This window comes from Leptospira yanagawae serovar Saopaulo str. Sao Paulo = ATCC 700523, from assembly GCF_000332475.2.
In the GTDB taxonomy this organism is placed as follows: domain Bacteria; phylum Spirochaetota; class Leptospiria; order Leptospirales; family Leptospiraceae; genus Leptospira_A; species Leptospira_A yanagawae.
Genome location: NZ_AOGX02000024.1, coordinates 208206 through 234721 on the forward strand (window position 1 = coordinate 208206; position 26516 = coordinate 234721).

At 38.2% G+C, this 26516-nt stretch carries 29 protein-coding genes and 1 tRNA gene; 22 read left to right on the top strand and 8 right to left on the bottom strand.

Translation table 11 applies throughout. The annotated features are described in order from the left end of the window. Positions 1 to 33: 33 nt before the first annotated feature. Positions 34 to 303, bottom strand: a complete 270-nt coding sequence (locus LEP1GSC202_RS12595) for an RNA recognition motif domain-containing protein (RefSeq protein WP_015678318.1) — start codon at positions 301 to 303, stop codon at positions 34 to 36. Positions 304 to 446: 143 nt separating this feature from the next. Here LEP1GSC202_RS12595 and LEP1GSC202_RS12600 point away from each other — a divergent pair, with 143 nt between their 5' ends. Together LEP1GSC202_RS12600 and LEP1GSC202_RS12605 are read left to right on the top strand one after the other, a co-directional pair. Next, a complete protein-coding gene (locus LEP1GSC202_RS12600; protein WP_015678057.1) occupies positions 447 to 2117 on the top strand; it encodes an EAL domain-containing response regulator in 1671 nt (556 codons plus the stop codon). Positions 2118 to 2184: 67 nt separating this feature from the next. After that, positions 2185 to 3285, top strand: a complete 1101-nt coding sequence (locus LEP1GSC202_RS12605) for a hypothetical protein (RefSeq protein ID WP_015678367.1) — start codon at positions 2185 to 2187, stop codon at positions 3283 to 3285. Positions 3286 to 3343: 58 nt separating this feature from the next. On the opposite strand, the gene LEP1GSC202_RS12610 is transcribed toward LEP1GSC202_RS12605, so the two are convergent. Beyond that, positions 3344 to 3598: a lipoprotein gene (locus LEP1GSC202_RS12610; protein ID WP_015678274.1), complete on the bottom strand. Its 255-nt coding sequence runs from the start codon at positions 3596 to 3598 to the stop codon at positions 3344 to 3346. Between the two features lie 131 nt (positions 3599 to 3729). On the opposite strand from LEP1GSC202_RS12610, the gene LEP1GSC202_RS12615 reads away from it, so the two are divergent. After that, positions 3730 to 5181 (top strand): amino acid permease, encoded by a 1452-nt coding sequence (locus tag LEP1GSC202_RS12615; protein ID WP_039929041.1) that lies wholly within the window; start codon positions 3730 to 3732, stop codon positions 5179 to 5181. 28 nt (positions 5182 to 5209) lie between these two features. Here LEP1GSC202_RS12615 and LEP1GSC202_RS12620 read toward each other — a convergent pair whose 3' ends face one another. Continuing rightward, complete coding sequence (locus tag LEP1GSC202_RS12620; RefSeq protein ID WP_015678050.1) at positions 5210 to 5833, bottom strand: methyltransferase domain-containing protein; 624 nt, start codon at positions 5831 to 5833, stop codon at positions 5210 to 5212. Between the two features lie 30 nt (positions 5834 to 5863). On the opposite strand from LEP1GSC202_RS12620, the gene LEP1GSC202_RS12625 reads away from it, so the two are divergent. Both LEP1GSC202_RS12625 and LEP1GSC202_RS12630 read left to right on the top strand, forming a co-directional pair. Further along, entirely contained in the window at positions 5864 to 6085 is a 222-nt protein-coding gene (locus LEP1GSC202_RS12625; protein WP_039929042.1) for a hypothetical protein, read from the top strand. Between the two features lie 29 nt (positions 6086 to 6114). After that, entirely contained in the window at positions 6115 to 7227 is a 1113-nt protein-coding gene (locus LEP1GSC202_RS12630) for an NAD(P)-binding protein (protein ID WP_015677971.1), read from the top strand. Here LEP1GSC202_RS12630 and LEP1GSC202_RS12635 read toward each other — a convergent pair. After that, positions 7222 to 7734, bottom strand: a complete 513-nt coding sequence (locus tag LEP1GSC202_RS12635) for a DUF1499 domain-containing protein (RefSeq protein ID WP_015678117.1) — start codon at positions 7732 to 7734, stop codon at positions 7222 to 7224. The genes LEP1GSC202_RS12630 and LEP1GSC202_RS12635 overlap by 6 nt on opposite strands. Between LEP1GSC202_RS12635 and LEP1GSC202_RS12640 the strand changes: the two genes are divergently transcribed. Both LEP1GSC202_RS12640 and LEP1GSC202_RS12645 read left to right on the top strand, forming a co-directional pair. Continuing rightward, positions 7729 to 8613 carry an alpha/beta hydrolase gene (locus LEP1GSC202_RS12640; protein WP_015678364.1) on the top strand — a complete coding sequence of 295 codons (885 nt, stop codon included), beginning with the start codon at positions 7729 to 7731 and terminating at the stop codon, positions 8611 to 8613. The two genes, LEP1GSC202_RS12635 and LEP1GSC202_RS12640, sit on opposite strands and share 6 nt — an antisense overlap. A gap of 666 nt (positions 8614 to 9279) precedes the next feature. Continuing rightward, positions 9280 to 9774 carry a hypothetical protein gene (locus tag LEP1GSC202_RS12645; protein WP_039928985.1) on the top strand — a complete coding sequence of 165 codons (495 nt, stop codon included), beginning with the start codon at positions 9280 to 9282 and terminating at the stop codon, positions 9772 to 9774. 1852 nt (positions 9775 to 11626) lie between these two features. Here the strand turns inward: LEP1GSC202_RS12645 and LEP1GSC202_RS12655 are convergent. Next, positions 11627 to 11708 (bottom strand) — tRNA-Leu (locus tag LEP1GSC202_RS12655). Between the two features lie 103 nt (positions 11709 to 11811). Between LEP1GSC202_RS12655 and LEP1GSC202_RS12660 the strand changes: the two genes are divergently transcribed. After that, complete coding sequence (locus LEP1GSC202_RS12660) at positions 11812 to 12450, top strand: hypothetical protein (RefSeq protein ID WP_015678155.1); 639 nt, start codon at positions 11812 to 11814, stop codon at positions 12448 to 12450. A gap of 10 nt (positions 12451 to 12460) precedes the next feature. Beyond that, on the top strand, positions 12461 to 13945 hold the full coding sequence (gene lysS, locus LEP1GSC202_RS12665; RefSeq protein ID WP_208597408.1) for a lysine--tRNA ligase: 1485 nt from the start codon (positions 12461 to 12463) through the stop codon (positions 13943 to 13945). Between the two features lie 164 nt (positions 13946 to 14109). Here the strand turns inward: lysS and LEP1GSC202_RS12670 are convergent, their stop codons facing one another. Continuing rightward, entirely contained in the window at positions 14110 to 14658 is a 549-nt protein-coding gene (locus LEP1GSC202_RS12670) for a hypothetical protein (protein ID WP_039928986.1), read from the bottom strand. Between the two features lie 57 nt (positions 14659 to 14715). Here LEP1GSC202_RS12670 and serA point away from each other — a divergent pair, with 57 nt between their 5' ends. The 13 genes from serA to LEP1GSC202_RS12735 all read left to right on the top strand — a co-directional run bounded on the left by serA (position 14716) and on the right by LEP1GSC202_RS12735 (position 23911). Then, complete coding sequence (serA, locus tag LEP1GSC202_RS12675; RefSeq protein WP_015678094.1) at positions 14716 to 15939, top strand: phosphoglycerate dehydrogenase; 1224 nt, start codon at positions 14716 to 14718, stop codon at positions 15937 to 15939. A 24-nt stretch (positions 15940 to 15963) separates the two neighbouring features. Next, positions 15964 to 16740, top strand: coding sequence for an MBL fold metallo-hydrolase (locus LEP1GSC202_RS12680; protein WP_015678209.1), 777 nt, complete (start codon positions 15964 to 15966; stop codon positions 16738 to 16740). Between the two features lie 45 nt (positions 16741 to 16785). Further along, a complete protein-coding gene (locus LEP1GSC202_RS12685) occupies positions 16786 to 17178 on the top strand; it encodes an MAPEG family protein (protein WP_015678284.1) in 393 nt (130 codons plus the stop codon). Between the two features lie 12 nt (positions 17179 to 17190). After that, positions 17191 to 17964 (top strand): endonuclease, encoded by a 774-nt coding sequence (locus tag LEP1GSC202_RS12690; RefSeq protein WP_015678161.1) that lies wholly within the window; start codon positions 17191 to 17193, stop codon positions 17962 to 17964. Positions 17965 to 18067: 103 nt separating this feature from the next. Further along, complete coding sequence (locus tag LEP1GSC202_RS12695) at positions 18068 to 19453, top strand: dihydrolipoyl dehydrogenase (RefSeq protein WP_039928988.1); 1386 nt, start codon at positions 18068 to 18070, stop codon at positions 19451 to 19453. Next, positions 19450 to 20481, top strand: a complete 1032-nt coding sequence (gene trhO, locus LEP1GSC202_RS12700; RefSeq protein ID WP_015678313.1) for an oxygen-dependent tRNA uridine(34) hydroxylase TrhO — start codon at positions 19450 to 19452, stop codon at positions 20479 to 20481. The genes LEP1GSC202_RS12695 and trhO overlap by 4 nt, the downstream gene beginning before the upstream one ends. Then, positions 20482 to 21399 (top strand): ABC transporter ATP-binding protein, encoded by a 918-nt coding sequence (locus LEP1GSC202_RS12705; RefSeq protein ID WP_015678290.1) that lies wholly within the window; start codon positions 20482 to 20484, stop codon positions 21397 to 21399. It abuts the gene before it with no gap. A 2-nt stretch (positions 21400 to 21401) separates the two neighbouring features. Beyond that, a complete protein-coding gene (locus LEP1GSC202_RS12710; protein ID WP_015678378.1) occupies positions 21402 to 22172 on the top strand; it encodes an ABC transporter permease in 771 nt (256 codons plus the stop codon). After that, positions 22156 to 22437, top strand: coding sequence for a BolA family protein (locus LEP1GSC202_RS12715; RefSeq protein WP_039928989.1), 282 nt, complete (start codon positions 22156 to 22158; stop codon positions 22435 to 22437). The genes LEP1GSC202_RS12710 and LEP1GSC202_RS12715 overlap by 17 nt, the downstream gene beginning before the upstream one ends. Positions 22438 to 22454: 17 nt before the next feature. Then, complete coding sequence (locus LEP1GSC202_RS12720) at positions 22455 to 23126, top strand: glutathione S-transferase family protein (protein WP_015678009.1); 672 nt, start codon at positions 22455 to 22457, stop codon at positions 23124 to 23126. Position 23127: 1 nt separating this feature from the next. Then, the gene (locus tag LEP1GSC202_RS12725) at positions 23128 to 23352 is read left to right on the top strand and encodes a BolA/IbaG family iron-sulfur metabolism protein (protein ID WP_015678128.1); all 225 of its coding nucleotides are present in this window, start codon (positions 23128 to 23130) and stop codon (positions 23350 to 23352) included. 2 nt (positions 23353 to 23354) lie between these two features. Further along, on the top strand, positions 23355 to 23663 hold the full coding sequence (gene grxD, locus LEP1GSC202_RS12730) for a Grx4 family monothiol glutaredoxin (protein ID WP_015678202.1): 309 nt from the start codon (positions 23355 to 23357) through the stop codon (positions 23661 to 23663). A 5-nt stretch (positions 23664 to 23668) separates the two neighbouring features. Then, positions 23669 to 23911: a glutathione S-transferase N-terminal domain-containing protein gene (locus tag LEP1GSC202_RS12735; RefSeq protein WP_015678379.1), complete on the top strand. Its 243-nt coding sequence runs from the start codon at positions 23669 to 23671 to the stop codon at positions 23909 to 23911. Here the strand turns inward: LEP1GSC202_RS12735 and gshAB are convergent. Both gshAB and gshA read right to left on the bottom strand, forming a co-directional pair. After that, on the bottom strand, positions 23904 to 24911 hold the full coding sequence (gene gshAB / locus LEP1GSC202_RS12740; RefSeq protein WP_015678188.1) for a bifunctional glutamate--cysteine ligase GshA/glutathione synthetase GshB: 1008 nt from the start codon (positions 24909 to 24911) through the stop codon (positions 23904 to 23906). The genes LEP1GSC202_RS12735 and gshAB overlap by 8 nt on opposite strands. A 1-nt stretch (position 24912) precedes the next feature. After that, a complete protein-coding gene (gene gshA / locus LEP1GSC202_RS12745; RefSeq protein ID WP_015678029.1) occupies positions 24913 to 26514 on the bottom strand; it encodes a glutamate--cysteine ligase in 1602 nt (533 codons plus the stop codon). Positions 26515 to 26516 lie beyond the last annotated feature (2 nt).

Sequence of the window (26516 nt, forward strand, 5' to 3'; positions counted from 1 at the left end):
TTTATTGGGTGTGATTCTTACGAAAAGTGAATTTTAATTCTGTTTCTCTTTTCTTTTGTCTTCCGCAAATGTTACTTTTAGGTTCCTACCGTCGACAGGCTGGCCATTCATCTGTGCGACAGCCTCTTCTGCTTCACTAGGACTTGCATACGTGATAAAAGCAAAACCTCTAAAATTACCCGTTTCACGGTCGTGGATCATTTTCAAATCTTGGATCACTCCATACACTGAAAAAATTTGACGGATATTCTCTTCCTTTAGGGAAAATTTCAAATTCCCTACATAAATTTTATTTGAAACCATTCCTGTCCTCTTAAAAAGAAATGCATGCTCCAAAGTCATTGGAACGGCTTGATTAGAACGAAGTGAGAGAAATTGTCAACAGTAAATAATTCTTGCATATTCTGTATCTTCCGATTCATTTGAGAGGCTTTTTAGGTACCCCTTTGAACGAAAAACCTTACATACTTTGCATTGATGATGAATTCTTTATCCTTTGGAACTTAAAGGAGCAGTTAAAAAAAGTATTTGGTTCTAGTTTCACGATTGAAACAGCAGAAAGTGCTGAATCTGCAAAAGAAATCATGAAAGAAATAGAATCTGTGGGTGCGGACCTTGCCGTCGTGATCTGTGACCATGTGATGCCGGGTCAAAAAGGGGATGAGTTTCTCATAGAAATGCAAAAAACCCATCCACGTACCAAAAAAATCATGTTAACGGGTCAAGCGCCTGCCCAGGCCATTGGAAATGCACTCAATCATGGTTGCCTGTACCGGTATTTATCCAAACCTTGGGACGCACATGATTTGGAACTCACCATCAAACAGGCCATCGACGCCTACTTCCAAGAAAAGTCCTTGGAAGAAAAAAATAAAGAATTAGCGGATTCCCTATACTTTCACCGTGACACAAAATACCCTAATTTCGAATCCCTTGTCAAAGAATTAAAACAAAACAATCTTTCCAATACATCCCAATCCATTTTACTCATTAAAATTGTAAACTTTCCCACCATCATCAAAACCTTTGGGATCGAAGTGTATCGGAAAATCCTAAGCAAATTTTTACAACTCCTCACAGTCCATTTACAAAATGAACACAAAGTATTCCATTTGTATTCCGATGAAATTGCAATTCTTGCCAATCTCTCCGAACAAACATTAGTTGATATCTTGCGAAGTTTTCGTATGATGTTAAAGTCAGATGAATTTTTTCTGGATGGAGTTGGATTCCATTTGGATTGTCGTTATGCGTCAGCAAATGGACAAGAGGACTGTTATTACAAAGCAAAACTAGCCCTCTTCCAAGCTGAATTACAAAACTCAACAGATTTTGTATCGTATTCAGAAGATCTATCAACAGACCACCATTTACAAAATTTCCAACTCAGTCAAAAAATCCATACCGCCATCACAAACAAACAAATAGTTCCTTTTTTCCAAGGCATCTTGAACAACCAAACCAAAGAAATTACAAAATTTGAATGTTTGGCAAGAATCAAAGATCGAGACACAATTTTAACACCAGATGTTTTTTTAAAATTGGCAAAGGTGACTGGAAGCATACGGATGATCGGCTTACAAATGATCGATGAGAGTATGCAATATTTTTCCAACTTTCCTTATGACTTTTCAATCAACCTGACAGAATCCGAATTGGAATACAAAAGTTTTAGCAAATGGGTTGAATCCAGACTTTCCCAATATAAAATAGAACCAAAACGTGTTACCTTTGAAATTTTAGAGGATATAAGTTTTTCTGAACACAAACATAGTTTGTCTACAATCAAAGACCTAAAAACCATTGGTTGCCAAATTGCGATTGATGATTTTGGTGTGCAGTATTCAAACCTTGCTCGTTTACTGGAATTCAACCCCGATTATTTAAAAATTGATGGTAAGTTCATCAAAAACCTACCAGAGAATAAAACAGCATATTTACTCGTACAGGGGATTGTGGAATTGGCGCGTGGTATAGGTGCCCAAGTGGTGGCAGAATTTGTAGATCGACCCGCCATACAAGACTTAGTGGAATCATTAGGGATTGATTATTCACAAGGGTTTTTGTTTATGAAACCTCAAGCAAGCATTCCCGAGGCGACTCATTTGAAGTTATGAAAGGAAAACCAAATCCAACATTGCTTGATGATGGTAATTTGGATTGGGAAAAAGTGAAAGGATATGTATGGAAAAAGAAATAAGATGGTCTGATCATAAATCGACAAATTTCAAATCTGTCCGATGGTTTCTCATTGCATTTGAGGTTCTTACTTTTGGAGTATTGGCTTTCTCCTTTTCTTTTACAGAATTCAACGAAGATGATATGATCACTCTTGCCATCATCTCATGTTTTATGGTGGTATTTTTTGCCTTACCTCATATCATTCTGGCAGTCACTTCCAATCCAAAGGAAACAGTTTTCAATTTTGAAACCAAATCCATCCTTTGGCTCCAGAAAAATAAGGAAGTGAAAAGATTACCATTTCATAGTTTAAAACGAATTACCTATTCAGATTATTCATATACGGTAAAAACTAAAAATGGATCGCGAACGGTCACAGTTTACACGGTCATGGGACATACCGACACGGAAAATTTCCAACTCATCGAAAGTACTAATTTTTCCAAACTACGTTTTGATGGAGAACTGATTTGCAAACACTTAGCAATCCCTTTACAGACTGCAAATGGAATCCTCGTTCAACCCAAAGACCTCGATTTACCCATCCATAAACGAAAACTTCCCACAAATGTCCTCGAAACAAACATTTCCTTTTCCCCAAACTCAGGATTATCTGTAGAAAAATCGAGTGAAGGCACCACCCTCAAATCCCAATACAAATCCAAAGTGATTCTTTTTGTTTCTGTGTTTTTAAGTATCGCCTTTTCTTTGTTTCTGCATTTCGCCTTTGGAGATATATTCGGAGTATCTGTTGCATATTGGGATACGTTTCCTCCATCTCTAACACAGATCATTTTTTTATTTGGTTCTCTTTCCCTTGGTCTCATCCCTCTTTTGTATAGCTTTTACCAACAGAACAGAAAAAAGGAAATCAAACTTACCAAAACTTCGATGATATGGAATGGGAAAACCTACCCATATGACAACTGGGAAGATCTGATTCAAATGGATCAAAAACTCTGTTTGGTGAATGATTCGAAAATGGAATCTTTTTCTTTGTACTTTTTTTGTGAACTATCGGATGTAACCAATGTAAAACATTGGATTTTAAAAACTATTTTTGAACAAGCCGGTGGAGATTTAGATTTAGCGCGGTTCGAATGAGGGAATCGAAATCACCATGGTAATCAGATACCATGGTTTGATTTCACTGCTAGTTTTTTTATTGGCCCGGGAGGGCTGTTGGATCCTTTTTCTTTTTATCCTTTGACATCATACTTTTCAGTTTCTCTTGGGTCTCCGGATCTTGGAGTTTTTCTTTACCCATTTTGATCGCCTTTTGGCCTTCTTCCGAACTTGCCTTTTCGATTAACTTGTTCATAAGACCTGGTTCTTCCGAGTTTCTTTCCGTAGATTCCGAACTCGCACAAGCAACTACAAATAGTAGAGTGATTCCTAACAAAATACTTTTTTTCATCAATGTTTCCTGTAGGCTCAATATACTAAACAACCAAATTCTTTCGTCAATGGAAAAACAAAATCGTTTGAAGAAAACCAGCACGCAGATAATAAAGGTGGAAGTTATGTTGGATGAAAACAGGTATTGAAATGGATCAAAAAACCCTAGACCATGATGCAGAACAACTGAAGAGCCTTGGCCTCAATTCTGAATTTGATCGGAGTATGAGTTTTTGGGAAAATTTCTCTTTAGGATTTACTTACTTATCCCCTGTCGTTGGCGTTTATTCTGTTTTTGCATTGGCCATCCAAGCTGGCGGTCCACCTATGATTTGGAATTATTTTTTCGTAGGACTTGGGCAATTTTTGGTTTGTTTGGTATTTGGAGAAGTAGTTTCTCAATACCCAATCTCGGGTGGAATTTACCCTTGGTCCCTTCGGCTTGTTGGGGAACGATTTGCTTGGATGTCCGCTTGGGTTTATGCCTGGGCGCTTTTTACCTCGGTTGCGGCAGTAGCGGTAGGAGGGGCACCTTTTTTGAATAACCTTTTAGGAATAGAACTTGGTAATACTGGTTTTATTTGGATTGCCATTGGGATGATCCTCATCTCCACCTTACTCAATTTAAGTGGGACAAAGTTATTGGCACAAGTTGCTTTTTTTGGTTTTGCATGTGAACTTGTGGGCGCCATCCTTGTGGGTGGATATCTTTTATTTTTTGCCAAAGTAAATTCTATCAATATTTTATGGGATACTTTTACCTTCGGAGATGGAATGAGTTATTTCCCAGCATTCCTAGCTTCATCCGTCGCTGCCATGTTTTGTTATTATGGCTTTGAAGCTTGTGGAGATGTCGCAGAAGAAACACCAAATGCAAGTTCAGCGATCCCAAAATCCATGCGAATGACAATTTACATCGGTGGTGGTGCTGCCATCTTTATCTGTTTGGCATTATTGTTAGCATTACCTAATGTCGATAAAGCAATATCTGGGGAAGATGCTGATCCGGTCACAACTACATTGACATCAGCAATGGGAATCACAGGTTACCGAATGGTAATTGTTGTTGTCATGATTTCCTTTTTGTCTTGTTTACTTAGTTTGCAAGCAGCCGCAAGCAGGCTTCTTTTTTCCTTTGCGAGAGATGGAATGATATTTGGAAGCCAATACCTAAATCATTTATCCAAAAAAGGAAAAGTTCCTACAAAAGCTCTACTTGTTACAGGGATCATCCCCATTGTCATCACTGGTATCGGCCACTGGTTACAAGATACTGTCACAACAATCATTAGTTTTGCCTCATGTGGGATCTATGTGGCATTCCAAATGGTTGTGTTTGGAGCTTTGTATGCCCGCCTAAAAGGATGGAAACCTGCAGGTTCCTTTACTCTAGGGCGATATGGTTTTCTCATCAACGTTTTGGCTTTTATTTACGGAATTGCAGCTGTATCCAATATGGTTTGGCCAAGGTCACCCGACGAACCTTGGTTTATCAATTATGGAATGATTTTTACCTCCCTCGTTGTTGTATCCACTGGATTTTTTTATCTTTTATTCGCAAAACCTCATTTACGAAAAAAATACGCAAAAACAATCCACTAACAAATATCAGATGGGAAAGAGAATTAATTTATACTCTTTCCCATACCATCCATTCTCCTAAATCTAAATTTACTTTCTTGTGGACTTTATAACCAGGTAAAACTGAGCCACCAAAACCATGATAGGTGATAAGTTTTGTACCTTTCGGACAAAAATACAGAAGTTCCTTCAGAGTCTGTAAATTGTGAAGGAAAAGATTTGCTGACTTTAATTTTGAATCATCAATCGAATGTGATCCTTTCATCGTTTCATAGAGAGGGTTAAAGAGATAATAATGCGAGTGACCATATGGAAATGATTTAAGGAAATTTTGTGATTTAAAAGTAACATTCGCCAAATTTAAATTCGTTTTCAGTGTGAGTGCTACTTCCAAAAGTTCGATTCTATCCTCCACGCCGTATATCGGAAATTTATTTTTTGTATATTGTGATAAGATAAGACAAAACTTTCCAACACCAGAACCTAAGTCCATGATGGAACTCACACTCTCTTCTTTTAAATAATTCCAGGTATATTGGATGACAAGTTCAGGTGTCCACTGGTAAGGAGATAAGGTTTGTAAGGAAACAGGCAATAAGGAATCAAATTGGAAATCTGTCATAGGTTTCCCTACGCCATCTTTCCCAATGAAACGTAAAAATTGGTTTTTCATTTGTTCCAACTTGTGTTACAAATTAGAGCAATGGACCAAAAAATACAGTATTTAAACCAAATGATCGAGATCATTGATACGAAAGTCTCTATCTTTAAAAAAAATAAGTCCAAACTCCCCCAAGCTGCCTACCAAGCTGAAAAACAAGTCCTCACAAGAACCATCCAAGATACCATTCAATTGGCTGAGGAAATCAAACCCCCTCCCTTTTCTCTCATCAATGATCTAAAAACATTGATCAAACAATTGTAGTTATCTTTGCAAAACCTGTCTAACCCTTTGTGAAGAATGAAGGTGTAACTTCAAAAACGAAGACAATCGTTGTCGGTGCTGGTCTCACTGGGGCTGCCATTGCCATGGTGAAACCATTTGTTTCCTTGTATGACAAAGCACACAAACCTGGGGGAAGGGTTTCTACCAAAACAAGTCGCCTGACTGGCGAACGGTTTGATATAGGCGCTACCATGTTCCGTGACCATTTAGAAGTGGATTGGATGGGAAAAATTTCAAGTTACAATGTATTTAAAATATGGAAAACCAATGGAATCAAACTGGAAACAAAACCAATTTATGATTCAGAAAATTTTTATCCCCTGTTAGGAATGGAATCTATCGTAGAATCCATGTTAAACGGTAATCCAACGAACCAAAGTATGACATTAAAATCAATATCACGATCGGGAGATGGTATTTGGAACCTAAGTTTCCATTCACATTTGGAAAACCAAACCAAAGTTTTTATGGCAGATCACGTAATCCTGACCTTACCAATTCCACAAATGGTAGATATATTGAATCGATCAGAAAAAAATTCGGATTTGGATCGATGGACAAAGTTTTTGGAACCTTATAATGATTACCGAAAAACATTAGTAAGCTTTTTCTCTTGGAAAAACTGGAGTCCAAACCTGAGTGCCCATGGTTTCAACAATTCCGATGGAATTCCGGTCTCTACCATTCTCAACCGAGGTGACGATTGGGAATACCAAAGTTGGGAACACATCAAATACCCAAATTCTAATTCGAATGGGAAAAGTTCCAGTTTACTTGTTCAATTTTCCTCCCTTTTTTCTGAGACCCATTTTGAAACATGGATGGATTCTGATAAACAACCAAATGCGTTTTACAAAGAGTTATTGATCGAAGGATTAAAAGAAAAATGGTTAGCTCCTCCACCCGATGAAATTTGGAACCATCGATGGAAATTTGCACAATCACAAATGCCATTACTCGGTCGCGAAGGAGCACTGAAACTCGACTCAGACGAATTTTCAGAGTGGAGGGAGTTATGTAAAAGTACGGGTATCACCATGTTAGGTGATTGGTTTTTTGGTTCTAAATTGGAACGAATTGTTGGTGGAGTCTATTTTCTAAACCATAATGGATTGTTATGAGCCATCTTCGTTTAAGATTTCACGAAATCGGTTCACTCGCCTTCGATTTGCAAAAACATCCCAGAGCCCAATCATGGATTGAGAACGCACTTGCACTTCGTTTTTAGATTCGGGAAAGTAAACTTCAACTCTATCAGGAAATCGAAAAACCTTTGTAAAGAAAATAATCCGAATGTATTCACCTTCCTTTTCCTCACTGATATAAATATTTTCAGATTCATGAAAATACTTGGCGATTCTTTGGAATGCAATTTCCCTTGAAGTCGTATAGGAAATTGGATCAACTTTATGGATAAAATTGTATTTCATACTTTGCGATGAGACACAGTTAGGTGAAGGAGGACATCCACGAAGTTCCCCCTCATCTACTCCAGAAAAGGGACTGAGAACACTCATACAACAAATAAAAAAAATACCTAGGGCAGCTTCCATACATCCAGAAACCAAGTGATCTGTTTTTTTACTTGCAGTTTTTTTCTTACCGAGTAAATTCCATAACCTATGCAACGAACGTTTAAACTCACTTCCATCGTTTTGTTTTTTAGTCTCATCCTAGTTTTCGCAGTGGCTTATTACTTTTCCGGGCTTGTCATGTATCCCAAAGTTCGTTGTAACCCTGACCACCATGTCTTTTGCACAGGTCCGAATGAATTGGGTTTGGAGTTTGAGGAAGTGGCAATCACCACGGAAGACAAATTGAACCTTGTTAGTTACTGGATACCCGCCAAACAAAAGAAAGGTTCTATTTTAATGGTGCATGGTCATGGAGGCCAAAGGAATGAAGGTCTTCGTTTTGCCAAAAGTTTACAGGAAGCAGGTTTCAATTTACTTTTGCTAAGCCTTCGCAGAAACCATGATGGATATGCAACTATGGGTGGACTGGAACAAAAAGATGTGGATGCAGCACTTCAGTTTTTAAAAGAAAAAGGGGAGACAAAAATAGGAATTTTTGGTTTTTCTATGGGATCGGCAACTAGCATCATTGCTATGGCAAACCATTCAGAAATCAAAGCAGGTCTTTTTAGCAGTGGTTACACGAAGGCCATGGATGTACTCATTGAATCTGCAAAACGTGATTTTGGAATTCCTTATTACCCTCTCCTTCCTGTTGTGAAAATGGTTTTGGATTATCGCACAGGTATCGATATGGATTCGGTTCGTCCCATTGATTCCATTGCTAACATCCACCCAAGGCCCATCGCCATCTTCCATTGTAAGAAAGATGATTATGTGGATTACCACCACGCAGAAGATCTTTATGCAAAAGCTGGGGAACCCAAAAGTTTATGGGCACCTGAGTGCAATCGACATGAAAGGATTTGGAATTTTTCTCCCAAAGAAGCAGAATCGAGAGCGGTAGGCTTTTTTAAAACGAATTTAAAGTAGAAATCGATTTCGAAATAGGAAGGCAAGAATCAACAATGGATGAGATTTGAATCTTTTAGCATCAAGCGATTCCGAATTGTTGTTTCTTGTTTCCACGAAAATGGCCTTTTGCTTTTTCCATTTAGATTGGACATTACGTCCACCTATCCTTAAGATGATCTAGAATTACCGAGCCAACCAGAAACATCGAAACCTGTACCCCAATTTTCAATCGCCAACACTGAATCAGAAACAATTTAAGATTGGCTGAATAGCATTGAAGCATTTGGATCATTGGCGGAAGTGATACTCAAACAATCGTGTTTTTAAGTTGGAAAACTACCAATTCCTAGCGATGAAAATCAATTTAACAAAGCCAATTGTTAAGGAATTAGTTCAAATCTCATGGAATGCTAACTATGGTTACTGAAATGAGTTTCAATCACCAAAGAGACATACCTTTCAAAGTTTTTTTTCACAAAGCAGACACTGATTTTACTAAATTAGAGAATGATAATTCTATTGATATCTGAAGGGCACAAGTCAATATTTAGAAAATGATCCTTTAACAAGGAAATATGATAAAAAATTGAAATGCCTTTGGAATGCTTAAAAAATTCAAATTCAAACGATTTCACAAAGTAGTAACATAACAAAAGAAATTAAATATCTCGGAGAACCAATATTATGAAACAATCGATTCTTATTCTTTTGATATCATTTACAAGCTACTCATGTACAGGACTCACAAGACTTTTGGACAATGATGACAATAATACTGATCAATATATTGCTTTTGCATTATATCAATATCTCCTATCTGCACCTGGAATTTGTCCAACAGTAGATTTAACGTTAGAAAAGGGAACAAATTACCCTTTAACGCTATCTACATCGAGTTCGGTAATTTTTAATATTTCATCTACCAATAATTTACCTCCACCCAATCAGAGCAGAAGTTATTTTCTTGTAGTAACAAAAGATGCAACTACAAGTATTGAGTTTTCAACATTTAGACTTTGTGATGTAAACCGAAGGGGTCCAACCCTTTCCTCACCAGAAACATCAACGGCAACTGAATTACGATATCGCCTTGAAATGAATGATGTTAGAACCTTAACAAATGCTTTTTACCTGAAATTGATCTCTGGAGATGCATCCATTTCCATTCGGCAGGAATAATCATGAAAAAATCTTTATTGATAATCAATTTGTCTTACTTTCCAAATCATACCAGTCAATGCGAAAGGAATCCCTTGCAGGTGAATTGCAAATGAGAAAGACAAAACTTTTTTGCCTTTCTTTGGTTCCGCACCAGGCTATATAGAAGAAACCATCCCAAAGAATGTAACCCTTTTTACAGACGAGGGATACAAATTTATATGGGATAGACCTAACCATAAATCTGTGAATCATTCGAAGAAAAGTAATGACCCCAGATACAATATGAGCCGTGAACGTTGGGTAAGTAAGGATGGTGTGAGTTCCAATGGTGCGGAAGCTAGGAACAACATATTGAAGCAGAGTTTCCGTTCGTATGGATACATCTCTCCGAAGTGGAGTCAACTGGCATTGAATGAGTTAAGTTTTCTTGGGAATGTAAGGTTTGTGCCAGAACTGAAGGATTTACTGACTTTTGGGGGTTCTAAAACTGTTGGCTTTGGTGATTTCCTCTGCTCGAAGGGGGACTCGCCCTCTCCGCTGCCTTTCCATCCTGGCTAGGCATCGCTCCGAGGCACGGTTTTCCTCGTCGCCTCCCATCCAGGTCGGCTCTTTCGTATAATTGCTCTCTATGGGTCGCAACTATACGACTCGGTAAACTGTTCGAGTTGAAAGATCTTTTTCTAATGATTGTTTTGTGGGGATAATTTCTGCTCGAAGGGAACCTATCACCAAAGACCCCAATCCTTCATATAGAAACTCACAATTCTTCTTCTCTCCCTTCCTTCCTAAGTTCACTAGAACTACTTATACAAAACCTACTAAGAACCTCTCTCCTCTAGACAATGAACAGATCAAAAGAGAATACACTCTTAGAACTCTCTCTATCCTGAGCACAATCTATCCCAAAAGATGCCACTGCCCTAAGTCCCTAGAGAACCCTACCCTCAACTTCTTAAGACTAAAAGGGAAAGAATCCATAGCTAGATGTTCTCACTGCCACAAACAAATCAGCATCACAGCAAACACACCCTTCCAAAACATCAAGTTACCCCTTGCCTATATCTCCTACACAATCCAAGACCAAATCTTACAATACCCAAAGACTATGACCTCCAAAGAGATCGCAAGAAAACTTGGACTTCCATATAAGACAGCTTACTACTTACGCAAGAGAATCCAGGTATTCTTCTCACATCTCAATGAAACACTCAGGGAACAATTATACAAAGAACTAGAAGAATCCTCTAAAAACTTCAGACTACCAAAGGAAGGTGACCTCAAGGAAACCCTTAAAAATCAGCCTGTTGCAGTCGCTGACTCAGTGGTGTTATACTCCTCAAGCCTTAGAGCCAACAAACATAGATCCAGAAGATTCAAGGGAGGAACTGCATCCATCTATGCTTCGAATTCCATAGGAGGACACCAGATCGGAACCCTTGTTCATACGATTGGCATCAACGGCGGTATGACTTTCTACAAATCGATTCCTTTGAATAACCAACACTACCTTGAAAAGGACTTAGAAGAAACCATCCCAAAGAATGTAACACTTTTTACAGATGAAGGGTATGGATTCCTATGGGATAGACCCAACCATAAGTCAGTGAATCACTCGAAGAAATCAAATGATCCTAGATACAATATGAGTCGTGAACGTTGGGTAAGTAAGGAAGGAGTGAGTTCCAATGGTGCGGAGGCAAGGAACAATATTTTGAAGCAAAATTTCCGTTCGTATGGATATATCTCTCCGAAGTGGAGTCAACTGGCTCTGAATGAGTTAAGTTTTCTAGGAAATGTAAGGTTTGTGCCTGAACTGAAGGATTTACTGACTTTGGCGGGATCTAAAACTGTGAGCTTGGGTGATTTCCACTGCTCGAAGGGGGACTCGAACCCCCACACCTTGCGGCACTACCACCTCAAAGTAGCGTGTCTACCAATTCCACCATCCGAGCGGGTGTGTATGTAGGACAGGTTAGGAAAACGGGTTCTTTCGTCAAGGACATGAATTTTCTCTTGTCACTGCGACTCTAAATTCGGTAGGTTGTAGGGGCAAGTATGCAAGTATCCGATCTTACATTTCGATTCAAATTACTTTTTCTAGGGTTCTTATCCCCAGTCTTCATAACGTTAGGACTGCTATTTTCTGCACCATATTGGCTTAGTTCTAGTGAACCTTACCATAAATCAGATGTTGCCGTCCTTGAAATCACTGACAACCCTCCCACAATCAAAAATTTAAAAGCAATTGCATCCTTATATACAAAATCTGATTTCAAGAAACTAATCCTTGTTAGCAAGGAAGATAAAACACAAAACCAATTGATTGGCCCCTTTGAAATGGATAAAAAAACCAAAGAAATCCTGATTTCCAATGGAATTCCTGGGTCCCAAATTGCAACGGTTTTGATCCCCATATCCAAAATGGGTGACACGGACGAGGCATCGAAAAACCTATTAAAAATAGCTGTTTCTGACAACTTAGGGTCAATTTTACTTCTGACACGAGAGTTCGAAAAACGTCGTGTTCTGAATATATACAAAAAAACACTAACCAGTTTGCCCGTGAAGGTCACAGCGTACAGTTTTCCCTCTGAAGTTTCTCATTCGAATTGGTTTTTGTCGGAATCGGGTGTAAAAGAAATTTCAATCGAATTCGTACGTTATATTTATTCTTACATTAGAGGTATCCTATAACATGGATGAAATCAAAGATTCAAACGAACTCATAGAACAACGAATTCAAAAAATAAACGATTTAAAAACAAAAGGAATCAATCCATACCCTCTCCGTTTTTTTCCAGATTCTAATTCAAAACAACTCCTCGAAAGTTTTGATCCAAACAATGCTGAAAAAAAATCGTTTAAACTTGGTGGCCGTTTGCATGCCAAACGTGTGATGGGGAAAGCAAGTTTTGCACATTTAAAAGATGCAGAAGGTCTCATCCAATTGTATGCAACTCGTGATGACTTGGGAGAAGAAAATTACTCAGTTTTCAAATCTCTTGACCTCGGCGATTGGATTGGAATTGAAGGTTGGCTTTTCCAAACACAGAAAGGAGAGACCACACTCCACTTAACGAACGTTCAATTGCTTGCTAAATGTATCCGACCCCTTCCCGTAGTCAAAGAAAAAGACGGTGTTGTTTATGATGCATTTTCAGATGTTGAACAAAGATATCGGATGCGATATGTAGACCTCGTTGTAAATGAAAACGTTCGTGAAACATTTAAGATGCGTTCACGGATCATTTCTGAAATTCGTAAGTTTTTAACGAATGAAGGTTTTTTGGAAGTAGAAACTCCGATGATGCAACCCATCGCAGGTGGTGCTGCCGCAAGGCCTTTTGTGACCCACCACAACACACTTGATATGGAACTTTTTTTACGAATTGCTCCAGAACTCTATCTGAAACGCCTCATTGTAGGTGGAATGGACCGAGTGTTTGAGCTAAATCGAAACTTTCGAAATGAAGGAATCTCCACAAAACACAATCCAGAATTTACGATGATGGAAGCCTATATGGCGTTTGGTGATATGGAGACAATGTTATCACTTACAGAAAGGATGATTGTTTCCGTAGCCAGTGCCATTGGCAAAGGATTGAAGTTTGCATATGGAAAAGACCAAATTGACCTCACTCCTCCATGGAAACGTGTGAAATACATCGATATTATCAAAGAATATTCCGGAATCGATTTTAGCCAAATGACTGATGTCAAAGAAGCTATTGAAAAGGCAAAAACCAAAGGTGTGGATTCATCTGATTCTGTTTCCATTTGGAAAGTATGTGATGATGTTTTTAGTTCTCTCGTAGAACCTCATCTCATCCAACCAATCTTTATCACTGATTTTCCAAAGGAACTATCCCCTCTTGCAAAATCCAGGGAAGACGATCCAAAATACGTGGAACGATTTGAACCCTATGTCGCAGGACGTGAGATCGGAAACGCCTTTACTGAGTTAAACGATCCATTTGACCAAAGGGAACGTTTTGAAGAACAAGTGAAACAAAGGGAAGCTGGGGATGATGAAGCCTTTATGATGGACGATGATTACATCCGTGCATTAGAATATGGTTTACCTCCAACCGGTGGTCTTGGGATTGGAATTGATCGACTTGTGATGTTACTGACAGATTCTCATTCCATCCGTGATACAATTCTATTCCCACTGATGAGACCTGAATAATTTCCCATCAAATCTTATGACATGAACAAAAGACCTCTCCCAACCAAATGATTACGGAGAGGTTTTTTGATTTTGAAATGGATTGCCTTTCTGAAAGATTACTACGAGCGAAGTGAATCTTTCCGCGGAATTTGAAAGAATGTAAATTCCACGGTAAAAAAAGCTTATCGTTTGTTGATATTCAATTTAGGTTCGGATTCAATCACACGAATGAGTTTCGACAAATTTGTCTGAAATGCTGCAGTTTGGCTACTTGACAATTGGTAATTGATGGTTTCCTTTCTGTTTGTGTAACTGATTGTGATACTTTGGTTTTCCCCAATTTTTGGTAATATCTCTTGGGTAAGTGCAGAAGTCACAACGATCGTGTCCGAATAATCAGTGTTTGTTTTTTTAAGGTTGTACCAGGTATCACCTAACTTAAGTGAAACTCCGATTGGAATGTCCACATCAAAAGTCCCAATTTCATAAAGGAGAAAATACGTTACAGCACCAGTGCCATTGTCCCTTTCTGCTTTGAAGTAAACACAAGGCCTTTTTCCTGGAAATACCCAAAGGTATTTTTGCATACAAATGTCTTTTGAAATTGCCGTTTGTTGCTCCAAAGTCGGTTCCGGGGTCACGACAAAGGCCTTTGTTCCAGAACAGGAAACGAGGGCCAAAAAAAGGAGGAAAATGGAGGAAATTCGGGTCAAAGAGAAGATTCTTTCCATGATACACCCAACCTTTTTCGAGATGCAAGGTTTGGCAAAGGAAAAAATCCTGTTCCTATGGTATCTTATCCCAAAGGAAAAATAAAAGTCCTACTTCTGGAAAACATCCACAAGGATGCTTACGAACTTTTCCACCGAGATGGTTTTGATGTGACTCTCGTCAAGGATGCAATGGAAGAAGACGAACTCGTTGCCAAAATTGGTGATGTCCATGTCCTCGGAATCCGTAGTAAAACCAATGTCTCAAAGAAAGCTCTGGAACACGCGAAAAAATTAATGACAATCGGATGTTTCTGCATTGGAACCAACCAAGTAGAATTGGAAGAAGCAGAGAAAAAAGCAGTCCCTGTTTTCAATGCTCCTTATAGCAATACAAGGTCAGTCGCCGAACTTGTGATTGCTGAAATCATTATGCTTGCACGTAAGGCATCCGACCAATCGAGAGATGTCCATCTAGGCAAATGGAATAAAATTGCAAAAGGATGTTTTGAAGTCAGAGGCAAAACATTGGGTATCATCGGATATGGTCATATCGGAACCCAAGTATCAGTACTTGCTGAATCCATGGGGATGCGAGTGGTGTTCTACGATATCATCTCCAAATTACCTTTGGGCAATGCTACGGCTGCCCCAAGTTACGAAGACCTATTAAAACAGTCCGATTTTATCTCCTTCCATGTTCCTGAAACGGATGAAACCAAAAATCTATTCCGGAAAGAACACTTGAACCTCCTAAAAAATGGTGCCTATGTCCTGAATTTATCTCGTGGTAAGGTATTGGAAATTGATGCACTTGTGGAAGGAATTAAGTCCGGTAAAATTGCTGGTGCCGGTGTGGACGTTTTTCCTGAGGAACCAAAATCCAATGATGATCCATTTCTCAGTCCTCTGCAAGGTCTTCCCAATGTGATCCTCACACCTCATATAGGTGGTTCCACAGAAGAAGCTCAAAAAAACATTGGAACAGAAGTTGCTGAAAAACTTTTAAAATTCATTAACAATGGATCCACTACGTTTTCTGTTAACTTTCCCAATATTGAACTTGGTAGTTTGAAGTCTGGTTACCACCGTATTTTGAATATCCACCAAAACCAACCGGGTTTCCTTCGAGATATCAACTCCATCATTTCCGATATGGGGGGAAATATCCTAACTCAAAACTTAAGTACATCATCTAATATTGGTTACTTAAGCATGGAAATCGATAAAAACTTGGGTGATGAATTGAAAAACAAAATCAAAGCCCATAAACATTCGATTCGCACTCGAATCCTCTACTAAGAAAACGGGAAGGATAAAATCCTTATGATTGAAGTCCTTCCCATTTTTACAAACTCTCCCCTTCGCAATTACAGTTATCTGATTTACTCCCAAAGAACCGGTGAAGTGTATTGTGTTGATCCGTATAACGCACCTCTGATCATCACCCATATCAAAAAATTTGGATTAAAATTAAAAGGAATCTTCAATACCCATGAACATAGGGACCATACAGAAGGGAATTTAGAGTTAAAAGAAGAAACCAAATGCCTTGTGTATGGACATAAAAATGCAAAAGGGAAAATCCCAGGCCTCGACAAAACTTTAGAAGAAGGAGATATTTGTTTCTCTGTGGAAGGGGAATCCATTGAAGTTTGGGATACACCTGGCCATACCTTTTCACATCTAAGTTTTGTTCATAAAAATCCCAAAACCGTATTAGGGATTTTTTCAGGAGATACCTTGTTCAATGCCGGTGTCGGAAATTGTTTCCGAGGTGGGGATGCAAATGTTTTGTATGATACGATGGAATCAAAGTACGTAAATCTTCCGGATTCATGCCTTCTCTATCCAGGTCATGATTATTGGGAAAACAATTTGGCATTTGCAGCCCATGTAGAACCAAACCATACATTTCGAGAAACATTTCAAAAAACAAGGAAAGACCATCTTATATCTACAATTGGATGGGAAAGGCAACTCAGTCCTTTTTTTAGGCGTGATTCCATATCCTTAAAGAACCGACTAACAGAATTAGGTGAAACAATCACAGATGACCGTTCGGTATTTTTAACGTTACGAAAACTAAGAGACCGTTGGTAAAATTTTCATTTTACAAATAGGGAATCATCTCATATCGTTTCGGTTATGACGTTACTCATCATCACAATGTTGGTTTCCATTTTCCAAATTTATTTTGCAAAAGCCTTTGTTGCTCTTGCGATGGCACGCCAAGAAAAAGGGTACGACAACCACCACCCAAGTATGCAACAATCCAAACTAACCGGTTGGGGGGCGAGAGCCTATGCTGCACACCTGAATGGATTTGAGGCGTTTCCAATCTTTGCCATCGGTATTTTACTCAATATGGTTCTCAAAACTGACTTATACTTTGTAGAAATTTTAGCGTTTAGTTTTATTTCCCTTCGTTTTTTCTATATCTTTTTTTATATCGCCGATTACTCTTATCTTCGTTCAACGATTTGGACAATTGCTTTTCTCTGTAATATGGGAATGTATTTGTTACCTTTTCTGTATTAGAGGATTTTTCTTTTGCGAACCTTATTCATCTCATTCATTTTAGTTTCAGTCCTATTTTTAGCGATTGCTACCTTTTCACAAAATCAAGAAAGGGAAACAATTGACAAAAATCGAATCACCGACTTTCACAAAGCCAAACGAGTGTTAAAACGCTTTTACAAACAAGTTGGAAAGGATTTTTATTGCGGATGTGAATTTGAAAAAGATGATGAAGAACTTGGTCGATTTAAAATCAAACACGAGTCATGTGGTTTGGAGGCGAGAAGAGATTCAAAACGCCAAACTTGGATTGAATGGGAACACATCGTTCCCGCACATAGTTTTGGGAAAAATCGTGAATGTTGGACGAGAGCAAACTGTGAAGTGAAATCAAAAATCCTCAAAGGTAGAAAATGTTGTACTGCCACCGATCCTGAATTCAATCTCATCGAAGCAGACTTACACAATATTGTCCCCGTCCCAGGGGAAATCAATGCAGATCGGGGCATCTATCCCTTTGGCGAGATCGAAGGTGAAGCCAGGGCTTATGGTTCCTGCGATTTTGAAGTGAACTTCAAAGATTCAATCGCAGAACCAAAACCAGAAATCAGAGGGGATATCGCTCGTATCTATTTTTACATGGAATGGCGTTACCAAATCCCAATCCCGAAAGGAAAACGAGAACTCTACTTGACCTGGCACAAACTAGACCCACCCGATAGCTTTGAAATTCGCAAAAATGAAATTGTGGAACGAATCCAAAAAATCAAAAATCCATTTGTAGAAGGAGAAATCCCACTCCCATAAGGCCTTTTCGGGAAGCCCAAAGGGAAAAAATCAATTTCTAAAATTGCCAAAACAAAGATAGCTTCATTTACAGAATTAGGCTAATTGTGAGGCTGGAACCATTATGATGGAATATGACATCTTGGTGATTGGGGCAGGTGCCGGGACAAAACTTGTCACTCCTCCCTCCCAAATTGGCAAACGAGTCGCCGTGTTCGAAAAGGAAACTCCTGGGGGAACTTGCCTCAACCGAGGTTGTATCCCATCCAAAATGGTAATTTATCCTTCGGAACTACTTCGATTGGGGGAAGAATCCGAACGATTTGGAATCCAATGGAAAGACAAACCTAACTTTGATGTAAGTTCAATCTTCCAAAGGGTAAATGAAACGGTAAAATTAGATTCAGATTCCATACCCGTGGCATATGACAAAAATCCCAATATTGATTATTATCCAAAAAAGGTTTGGTTTAAAGCACCGAAAATCATTACAGATGGTGAAAATGATTATACCGCCAAACACATATTTGTTGTTACTGGCACAAGACCAAAATTACCAAAAATTCCAGGGTTATTAGAAACTCCCTTTTGGACATCAAGAGAAGCTCTTTCACCAAAAACATTTCCAAAATCACTTCTCATCATTGGAGCAGGCTTCATCTCACTAGAATTAGGTGCTGCATATTCAGCTTATGGATGTGAAGTCATCGGGTTAACTCGAGGCGAAGTGCTCACACATGCTGACATTGATATTAAAAATGAATTAAAGACCCACCTCCCGTTTCCCATTCACACAGGATTAACCTTTTCCTCCGTAACCTTCCAAAATAACAAATTTCAAGTTCTTGTCAAAAATCAAGATGGGAAAGAACATCAATTGGAAGCAGAACAATTACTCATCGCTACAGGAATCACTCCAAATACAGAAGACTTACACTTAGAAAACACGAAAATCAAATGTAATTCAAATGGATTTATCCTTGTTGACGAAACCTTACAAACCAATGAACCGGGAGTTTATGCCTTTGGAGATGTGATCGGTAGGTATTTTTTTCGTCATAGTGCCAACTTTGAAGGAGAATACCTTTTCGAACATTTATATGGGGAAAATCGAAAAGGACCCATCGAATACCCACCGATGCCGGAAGCGATTTTCACTTCCCCTCAAATTGCAAGTGTTGGTAAAACAGAAGAGGATCTGATCAAAGAAAAGATTCCTTATTACAAAGGCATCAACCCATACCGGGCAAGCGCGACGGGCATGGCGCGTTTATCGGAATCTGGTTTTGTGAAGGTTCTTGTATCCAAAGAATCAGAAAGGGTACTTGGCGCCCATATCATCGGTGATGAGGCTGCAAACCTCATCCACCAAATCGTGATGGGAATGTATTTAAATGCAAAACTCGATGATTATTTAGGTATGATCTACATCCATCCTGCCATTTCAGAAATTACAAGGAATGCGTTTCGAAAAGTTCGGGAACAAAAATTAAAAGAAGGAAAATCATGAAAAAGTTTTTATTCAATCGATATGATAAAGATACACTGATAAAAAAAGTAAACGCAGACAAACGCGAAAGGCGAGTGATTTCTTTTTATCGGTATGTAAAAATCGATGATCCAATCGAATTTCGAAATCGTTTGTATGATACGTTTGATGACTTAGGGATTTTAGGTAGAATTTATTTAGCAAACGAAGGCATCAATGCACAATTTTCCATACCAGTGGAAAACTATGAAAGTCTACGCAATTTTGTTGATACCATCCCCGAATTAAAAGGTATCTACTTCAATGATGCCGTGGAAGACAAAAAAGAAAGTTTTATCAAACTGGCAATCAAAGTGCGTAGAAAAATCGTAGCCGATGGATTGGATGATTCAAAATTCGACCCCTCCGATGTTGGAACACATCTATCTCCTCTTGAATTTCACAAAACATTGGAAGAAGAAGGTGTGATTGTTGTGGACCTTCGTAATAATTACGAATCAGAAGTAGGCCATTTCGAAAATGCAATTTTACCTGATGTCGGAACCTTCCGCGAAGAACTTCCACTCGTGGAAAAAATATTAGAAAATGACAAAGATAAAAAAATCCTTCTCTATTGCACTGGTGGAATTCGCTGCGAAAAAGCAAGTGCCTACTTAAAATACAAAGGTTTTGAAAAGGTTCACCAATTGCGCGGTGGGATCATCAATTATGCCAAAGAGATCTCAGACCATGGACTCAAATCCAAATTCAAAGGCAAAAACTTTGTTTTTGATGACCGATTGGGCGAAAGGATCACAGATGATATTCTTACCGTTTGTTATACTTGTGGAAAACCATCTGACAGGCATACTAATTGTGCTAATTTAGGATGCCATGTTCTCATTGTTCAATGTGAGTCCTGTTCCGAATCCCTTCTTGGTTGTTGTTCTCTAGAATGTAAAGACATAGTAAGTTTACCAGAAGAAACTCAAAAAAAACTGAGACAAGAACTTAGGAAACAACACAAATACCCAACACACCACCTAACAAGAAAAATGGTAGGAAAATAAATGACATCATATGCAATCCAATTAGAAGGACTCGAAAAAACCTACAAAAATGGCGTCAACGCACTTCGTTCCATTGATTTAAAAGTAGAAGCCGGTGATTTTTTTGCTCTCTTAGGTCCAAACGGAGCTGGCAAATCCACAACCATTGGAATCCTTAGTTCCCTTGTAAACAAAACAGGTGGGAAAGTCAAAATCTTCGGTGTGAACATTGATGAAAATCCAAACTTAGCCAAAACATTTTTGGGAATTGTTCCACAAGAATTTAATTTTGGAATCTTTGAAGCAGTGGAACAAATTCTAATCAACCAAGCTGGATTTTACGGCATACCTCTAAAGGACGCAAAAGAACGAGTAAAGTATTATTTGGATAAATTATCACTCTATGACAAACGTAAATCTGCAGCGGGAACTTTGAGTGGTGGTATGAAACGAAGGTTAATGATTGCGAGAGCTCTCATTCACGATCCAAAACTTCTGATCTTGGACGAACCAACAGCAGGTGTTGACATTGAAATCAGAAGGTCTATGTGGGAATTTCTAAAAGAATTAAACAAAGAAGGAAAAACTATCATCCTTACAACCCACTACCTGGAAGAAGCAGAATCCCTTTGTAAAAATATAGCCATCATTGATAAGGGTGAAATCATCGAAAACACTTCCATGAAGAAATTATTACAAAGATTGGACAAAGAAACGTTTATCATTGATTTAAAAAAATCATACAAAACGAAACCCAATTCTAAAACTTTTCAATGGATTTGGTTGGATGACCATAGTTTAGAAGTACAATTGGACAAAAATACTTCGGTGAATCTTTTGTTTGCAGAGCTTACAAAACATAAAATGGATGTTTTGAGCCTCCGAAACAAATCAAATCGACTAGAAGAATTGTTTTTATCACTAACAGGAAAACATTGATTATGTGGAAAAAAAATCTAACTGCTTTACAAACGATTATCAGAAGAGAATGGATACGTATCATCCGCATTTGGGTACAAACTCTGATCCCACCAGTGATCACCATGGCACTATACTTTTTAATTTTTGGGGAACTTGTTGGACGCCAAATCGGAAAAATTGGGAATTTCACTTACATTGAGTTTATTGTCCCAGGTCTTATTATGATGAGTGTCATCACAAATTCTTATAACAATGTAGTTTCTTCCTTTTTTTCTAGTAAATTCCAGAAAAACATAGAAGAACTTTTAGTATCACCAACTTCTCCATACACCATTGTGTTAGGTTATAGTTTTGGTGGAGTTGTCAGAGGTCTTTTTGTTGGAATTTTGGTAACACTCACTTCTTTGTTTTTCACAAACCTACAGTTCCAACATCCATTTATTATTTTCATCACAGTGATTTTAACTTCGATCCTCTTTTCTTTAGGTGGATTTTTTAATGCTTTGTTTGCCAAAAAGTTTGATGATGTGACAATTATCCCTACATTCATTTTAACTCCTCTCACCTATCTGGGTGGAGTGTTTTATTCTGTAAAAAATCTTCCTGAATTCTGGCAAACCATCTCATATTTAAATCCAATCCTTTATATGGTAAATCTTTTCCGTTATGGTTTCATTGGAATCTCCGATGTGAATTTATTTTTTTCTTTAGGGTTTATCTTAATCCTCTCAGTATTACTCTTTTTACTCAATGTTAGGTTAATGAAAATTGGTTATGGAATTAGAAACTAAACAAACTAGAAAAGTTCGTATGGAAACTATATTACGAGAGACATTTCTGCCTAAAGAACTGCTTGTATTAGATGTATCATTAGAACATGCCGGCCACCCTGGAATGACTAAGGATTCCAAAGAAACCCATTTTAGAATCAAAATGAGTTCAGATTCATTCCAAGGCAAATCTACCGTGGAACAACACCGAGCTGTCTATGAAGTACTTGGCCCAGAATTCAAAAAAGGGCTCCATGCCCTAGAAATGGACCTTTCTTCTCCATAATTAGGAGTCTAAATAGTATGACAAAACCGACCCTGATAAGTTTCAAACTCTGTCCTTATGTGCAAAGATCTGTGATCAACCTTTTAGAAAAGAAGGTAGATTATGAAATCAAATACATTGATCTAGCAAATAAACCCGAATGGTTTTTAAAAATTTCTCCTTTTAGAAGGGTGCCAGTACTCGTTGTCGGGGAAGATGTTTTATTTGAATCAGCTGTCATCAACGAATACCTAGACGAAACAAACCTTCCATCCCTCCATCCCAAAGACCCACTTCATAAAGCAAAACATAGAGCCTGGGCGGAATTTGCAAGTGCGCTACTTGTTGATCAATATGGTTTTACAATGGCAAAGGAAGAAAATGAGGCATTGAAGAAAAAGCAAGAGATCCTTACCAAATTTCAGACTTTGGAATCCATTTTGCCTGTGCCTAAGAATGGAAAATTATTCTTTGCAGGAGAAACCATGCACCTAGTGGATACAGCCTATGCACCGTTTTTTATGCGACTTGAATTTTTAAAACAGAAAGACGATCAATTTGATTTGGTGAGTGGCTTTTCCAAACTCAAAGTCTGGAGTGATACCTTACTTTCTTTGCCTTCCGTAAAGAATTCTGTTTTACCGGAAGTGCCTGAAGAATACATTGCATTTATCAAAGCGCATCATTCGTGGATGGGAGGCAAACTATAGGATGACCATTCCAGAAATCCAAAAGAAAATCGAAAAAGGATTACCAGGGTGTAAAGTAGAAATTTTAGATCCTTACAGAGATGGTGTCCATATCAAAGCCGTTGTGACATACAAAGGTTTTGAAGGTAAGGGACTCATCGAACAACACCGAATGGTGTATGCAACATTAAAAGAAGAACTAAAAGAAGAAATCCATGCTTTAGCATTGGAAACTAGGAGTGAATAACCATGGAACAAGAGTTAAAAGATAAAATTGAATCGTTAATCAAATCAGAGAAGGTGTTTCTTTTTATGAAAGGAACACCTGAAATGCCACAATGCGGATTTTCAGCGGGTGTTGTCTCAACGCTGAAACAACAAGGAATTCCCTTTGGATCTTTCAACGTATTATCTGATATGAAAGTCCGGGAAGGAATCAAAGAATACACAAATTGGCCAACCATTCCACAGCTCTACATCAATGGAGAATTTGTGGGTGGACATGACATCACTGTGCAAATGGCACAATCTGGGGAACTCAAAAAAAAAGTAGGTTAATCCGTATGTTTAAACTCTACCAATATGATTCTTGTCCATATTGTTACCGTGTGAGGCAAACCATAGAAAAACTTGGCCTTACGGAAGGAAAAGATTATATTTTGGTAGAGGCAAGGAATGGAACACCTGGTCGCGACGAAGTGATTCGGTTAGGTGGAATTTCGCAAGTACCTTTTTTAGTAGATGGTGATATGAGGATGTATGAATCCCTCGACATCATCTCCTACCTTCAAAATAAATTTAAGTAAACCCTAACAAATTTAAAATTTTATCCCCTACTGCCCTCGGTTTTCCTGAATAAGGAAATTCGTGAATGTACAAAACAGGATTGAAATTGATCTCAAGCACCGCATACCGATTTGGGTTTGGTTTTTCTGCTATCGCACTGGAAATGATATCAATCCCACAAATCACTGCATTGGCAGCCTTTGCAGCTTGCAACGCTATCGTTTTATATTCAGGATGAACAACATCTGTGACGTCAATGGAATCCCCACCAGTTGAGATATTGGAATTTTTTCGTAAAAAAACTTGTTCTCCTTTTTTTGGGATCGTGGAAAAATCATAACCCATTCCAGACAAAACCAAACGTTCCACCTCAGTCATTTGGATTTTTTCCAAAGCAGTGATATGGCCCTCACCCCTTCTTGGGTCTTTGTTTTTTTCCTGAATCAACTCAGCGATACTTTGAACCCCATCTCCCACAACGTTTGCGGGAACACGATTGCACACAGCCACTACTTCATCACCTAATACCAGAAAACGATATTCAGGCCCATCAATGAATTCTTCTATAATGATCGAACTTGAATGAGAAAAGGCTTCCTTCACAAAGTAAGAAAATGACTCCAAGGAATCGTTTGGGTTTGAGATCCCTATCCCAATTCCAAAATTGGTTGTGACTGGTTTGATCACCTTTTTTTTATTTTGAAAAAAAGCATAATCTCCTATGGCATCGGCGAAAACCCCATAATTTCTGCCGATGGGAACCCTCACACCATTTTCACTTAACACAAGTTTGGATGCGATTTTATTTTCCATCACTAGATAGGTCATAAGACTATCCAGCCTAGTTTTACTCGCTTCTTTTACAAACTCAACATGTGATCCTTGTTTCAAACGCAAAAAATTTTCTTTGCGATCAATCACATCGACACTGATGCCTCGTTCTTTTGCATCGCGAATGATAATCTGTGTTGAAATTTCTAAGTCTTCCCAACCTGGGAGCAAAGCTTTCGGATTCGACACATCAAACCTCACTACAAAGTTTTAAAGGTTTGATTTGGATTGGTTTCTGATTCTTTTTTAAGTGGCTCCCTTCCAAGGTTTCCATTTTTTTTTGTTCGTAAATGGATTGTTCACTCATATCTTCGTAATACTTCATTCGATTCGGAGAAAGGTTTATTTGTAAAAGTTCATCCTTATGGGATTTTGCCAAAGCTAACCCAAATTCACGAAAACTAGATTTGTTAATTTTTAAATCCAATTCAGTCATGGCCCCTCCTAATAAGGATGGATCATCCCATTTTTCCCATTGCAATTCTAAAGCACGACTATAGGGTCCAGTCGCATCATTTTCATCTAACAAATCAGCAATGGGTTGAAGTTCGACAAAAAGTTGGAATAACATATCTCTAAGTGGGATTTCCTTTCCCATCAAATGAACTAAAGTATCAGTTTTTCGACCTAACCAAGTTGTAATTTCTTGGTTTTTCCGCCATTGTGCCATTTCCACCAAATCAGCTTTAGGTGATTCATGTAACATACAATAGAGTAAAACCATATGAAGGAAGTATAACCTGGATTCTTCCACGCCAATGGCCGAAAAAGGATCTAAATCTAACAATCGAATTTCGAGGTATTCTACACCTCTTTCCATAAGGGCATCCACAACACGTTCTTCTCCTTTCGGAACTTGTTTTGGCCTTACGAGAGAATAGTATTCATTTTCTAATTGTAAGACAAAATCATTCAATTGGTTTGTGGCTTTTGTATTAAATTTTTTATACGGTGCATAAGTTTTGGAAACTACTTGGCACATATCCGATGCGTATTCTTTTAATGAATTCACTGAGATTGGATATTTGCCTTGTACTTTGCTTGTATAACCAATATTCGATAATCGGAGAGTAGTTGCAAACGGGGCATTAAACGTTTTTGGGTCCAATTTTTGCAATTGTTTATAAGACTTTGGCTCGTCTACAAATGTTACATCTGTTAGGCTTGAACTACCGAATAAATATAATAATGCAGGTGAAATTCGATAAAAATTGCGTATGGTATCAAAATATATTTGAGATTTTGTTTCGATGGAAAGAGCTTTTTGAAAACGTTTTTCAGACACAACCGACAACATACAACTATCAAAGGAAACATTGTAATGAACCCCTGAGATTGTTTGCATTTTTTTTCCATACCGATGCCCAAGACCATTGCGATAGATTGTTTTTTTCCTACCTTCGATCGATGTTCCATACTGTCCCACGTCAATTTTGTTTTCTTGTGGTAAAACAGGAGGCATACTAAAAGGCCATAAAAATTCGTTTTTTAACTGTTTCGCTGTAAAACTATGGAGTTCAGTTAACTCAGCCAATGCCTCGGGAATCGTTTTATGTATGTTTGTTGCATATTCAACTTGTGCTTCCGCAAAATCAGTTTTGATGAGTGGATGGGTAAGGCTAGACCCAAGTTCTTTCGGATGAGGAGTTTTGGATAAGTTTGCATTTTCATTTACCCGAATGCTTTCCCGTTCCAATCCATGTTTGGCACTTAACAAACAATCTCTATATTCTTTTGTTATCAGTGTAAGGGTTGAATTTTTTTGTTTTGATTTTAATAATTTTGATTTCATCG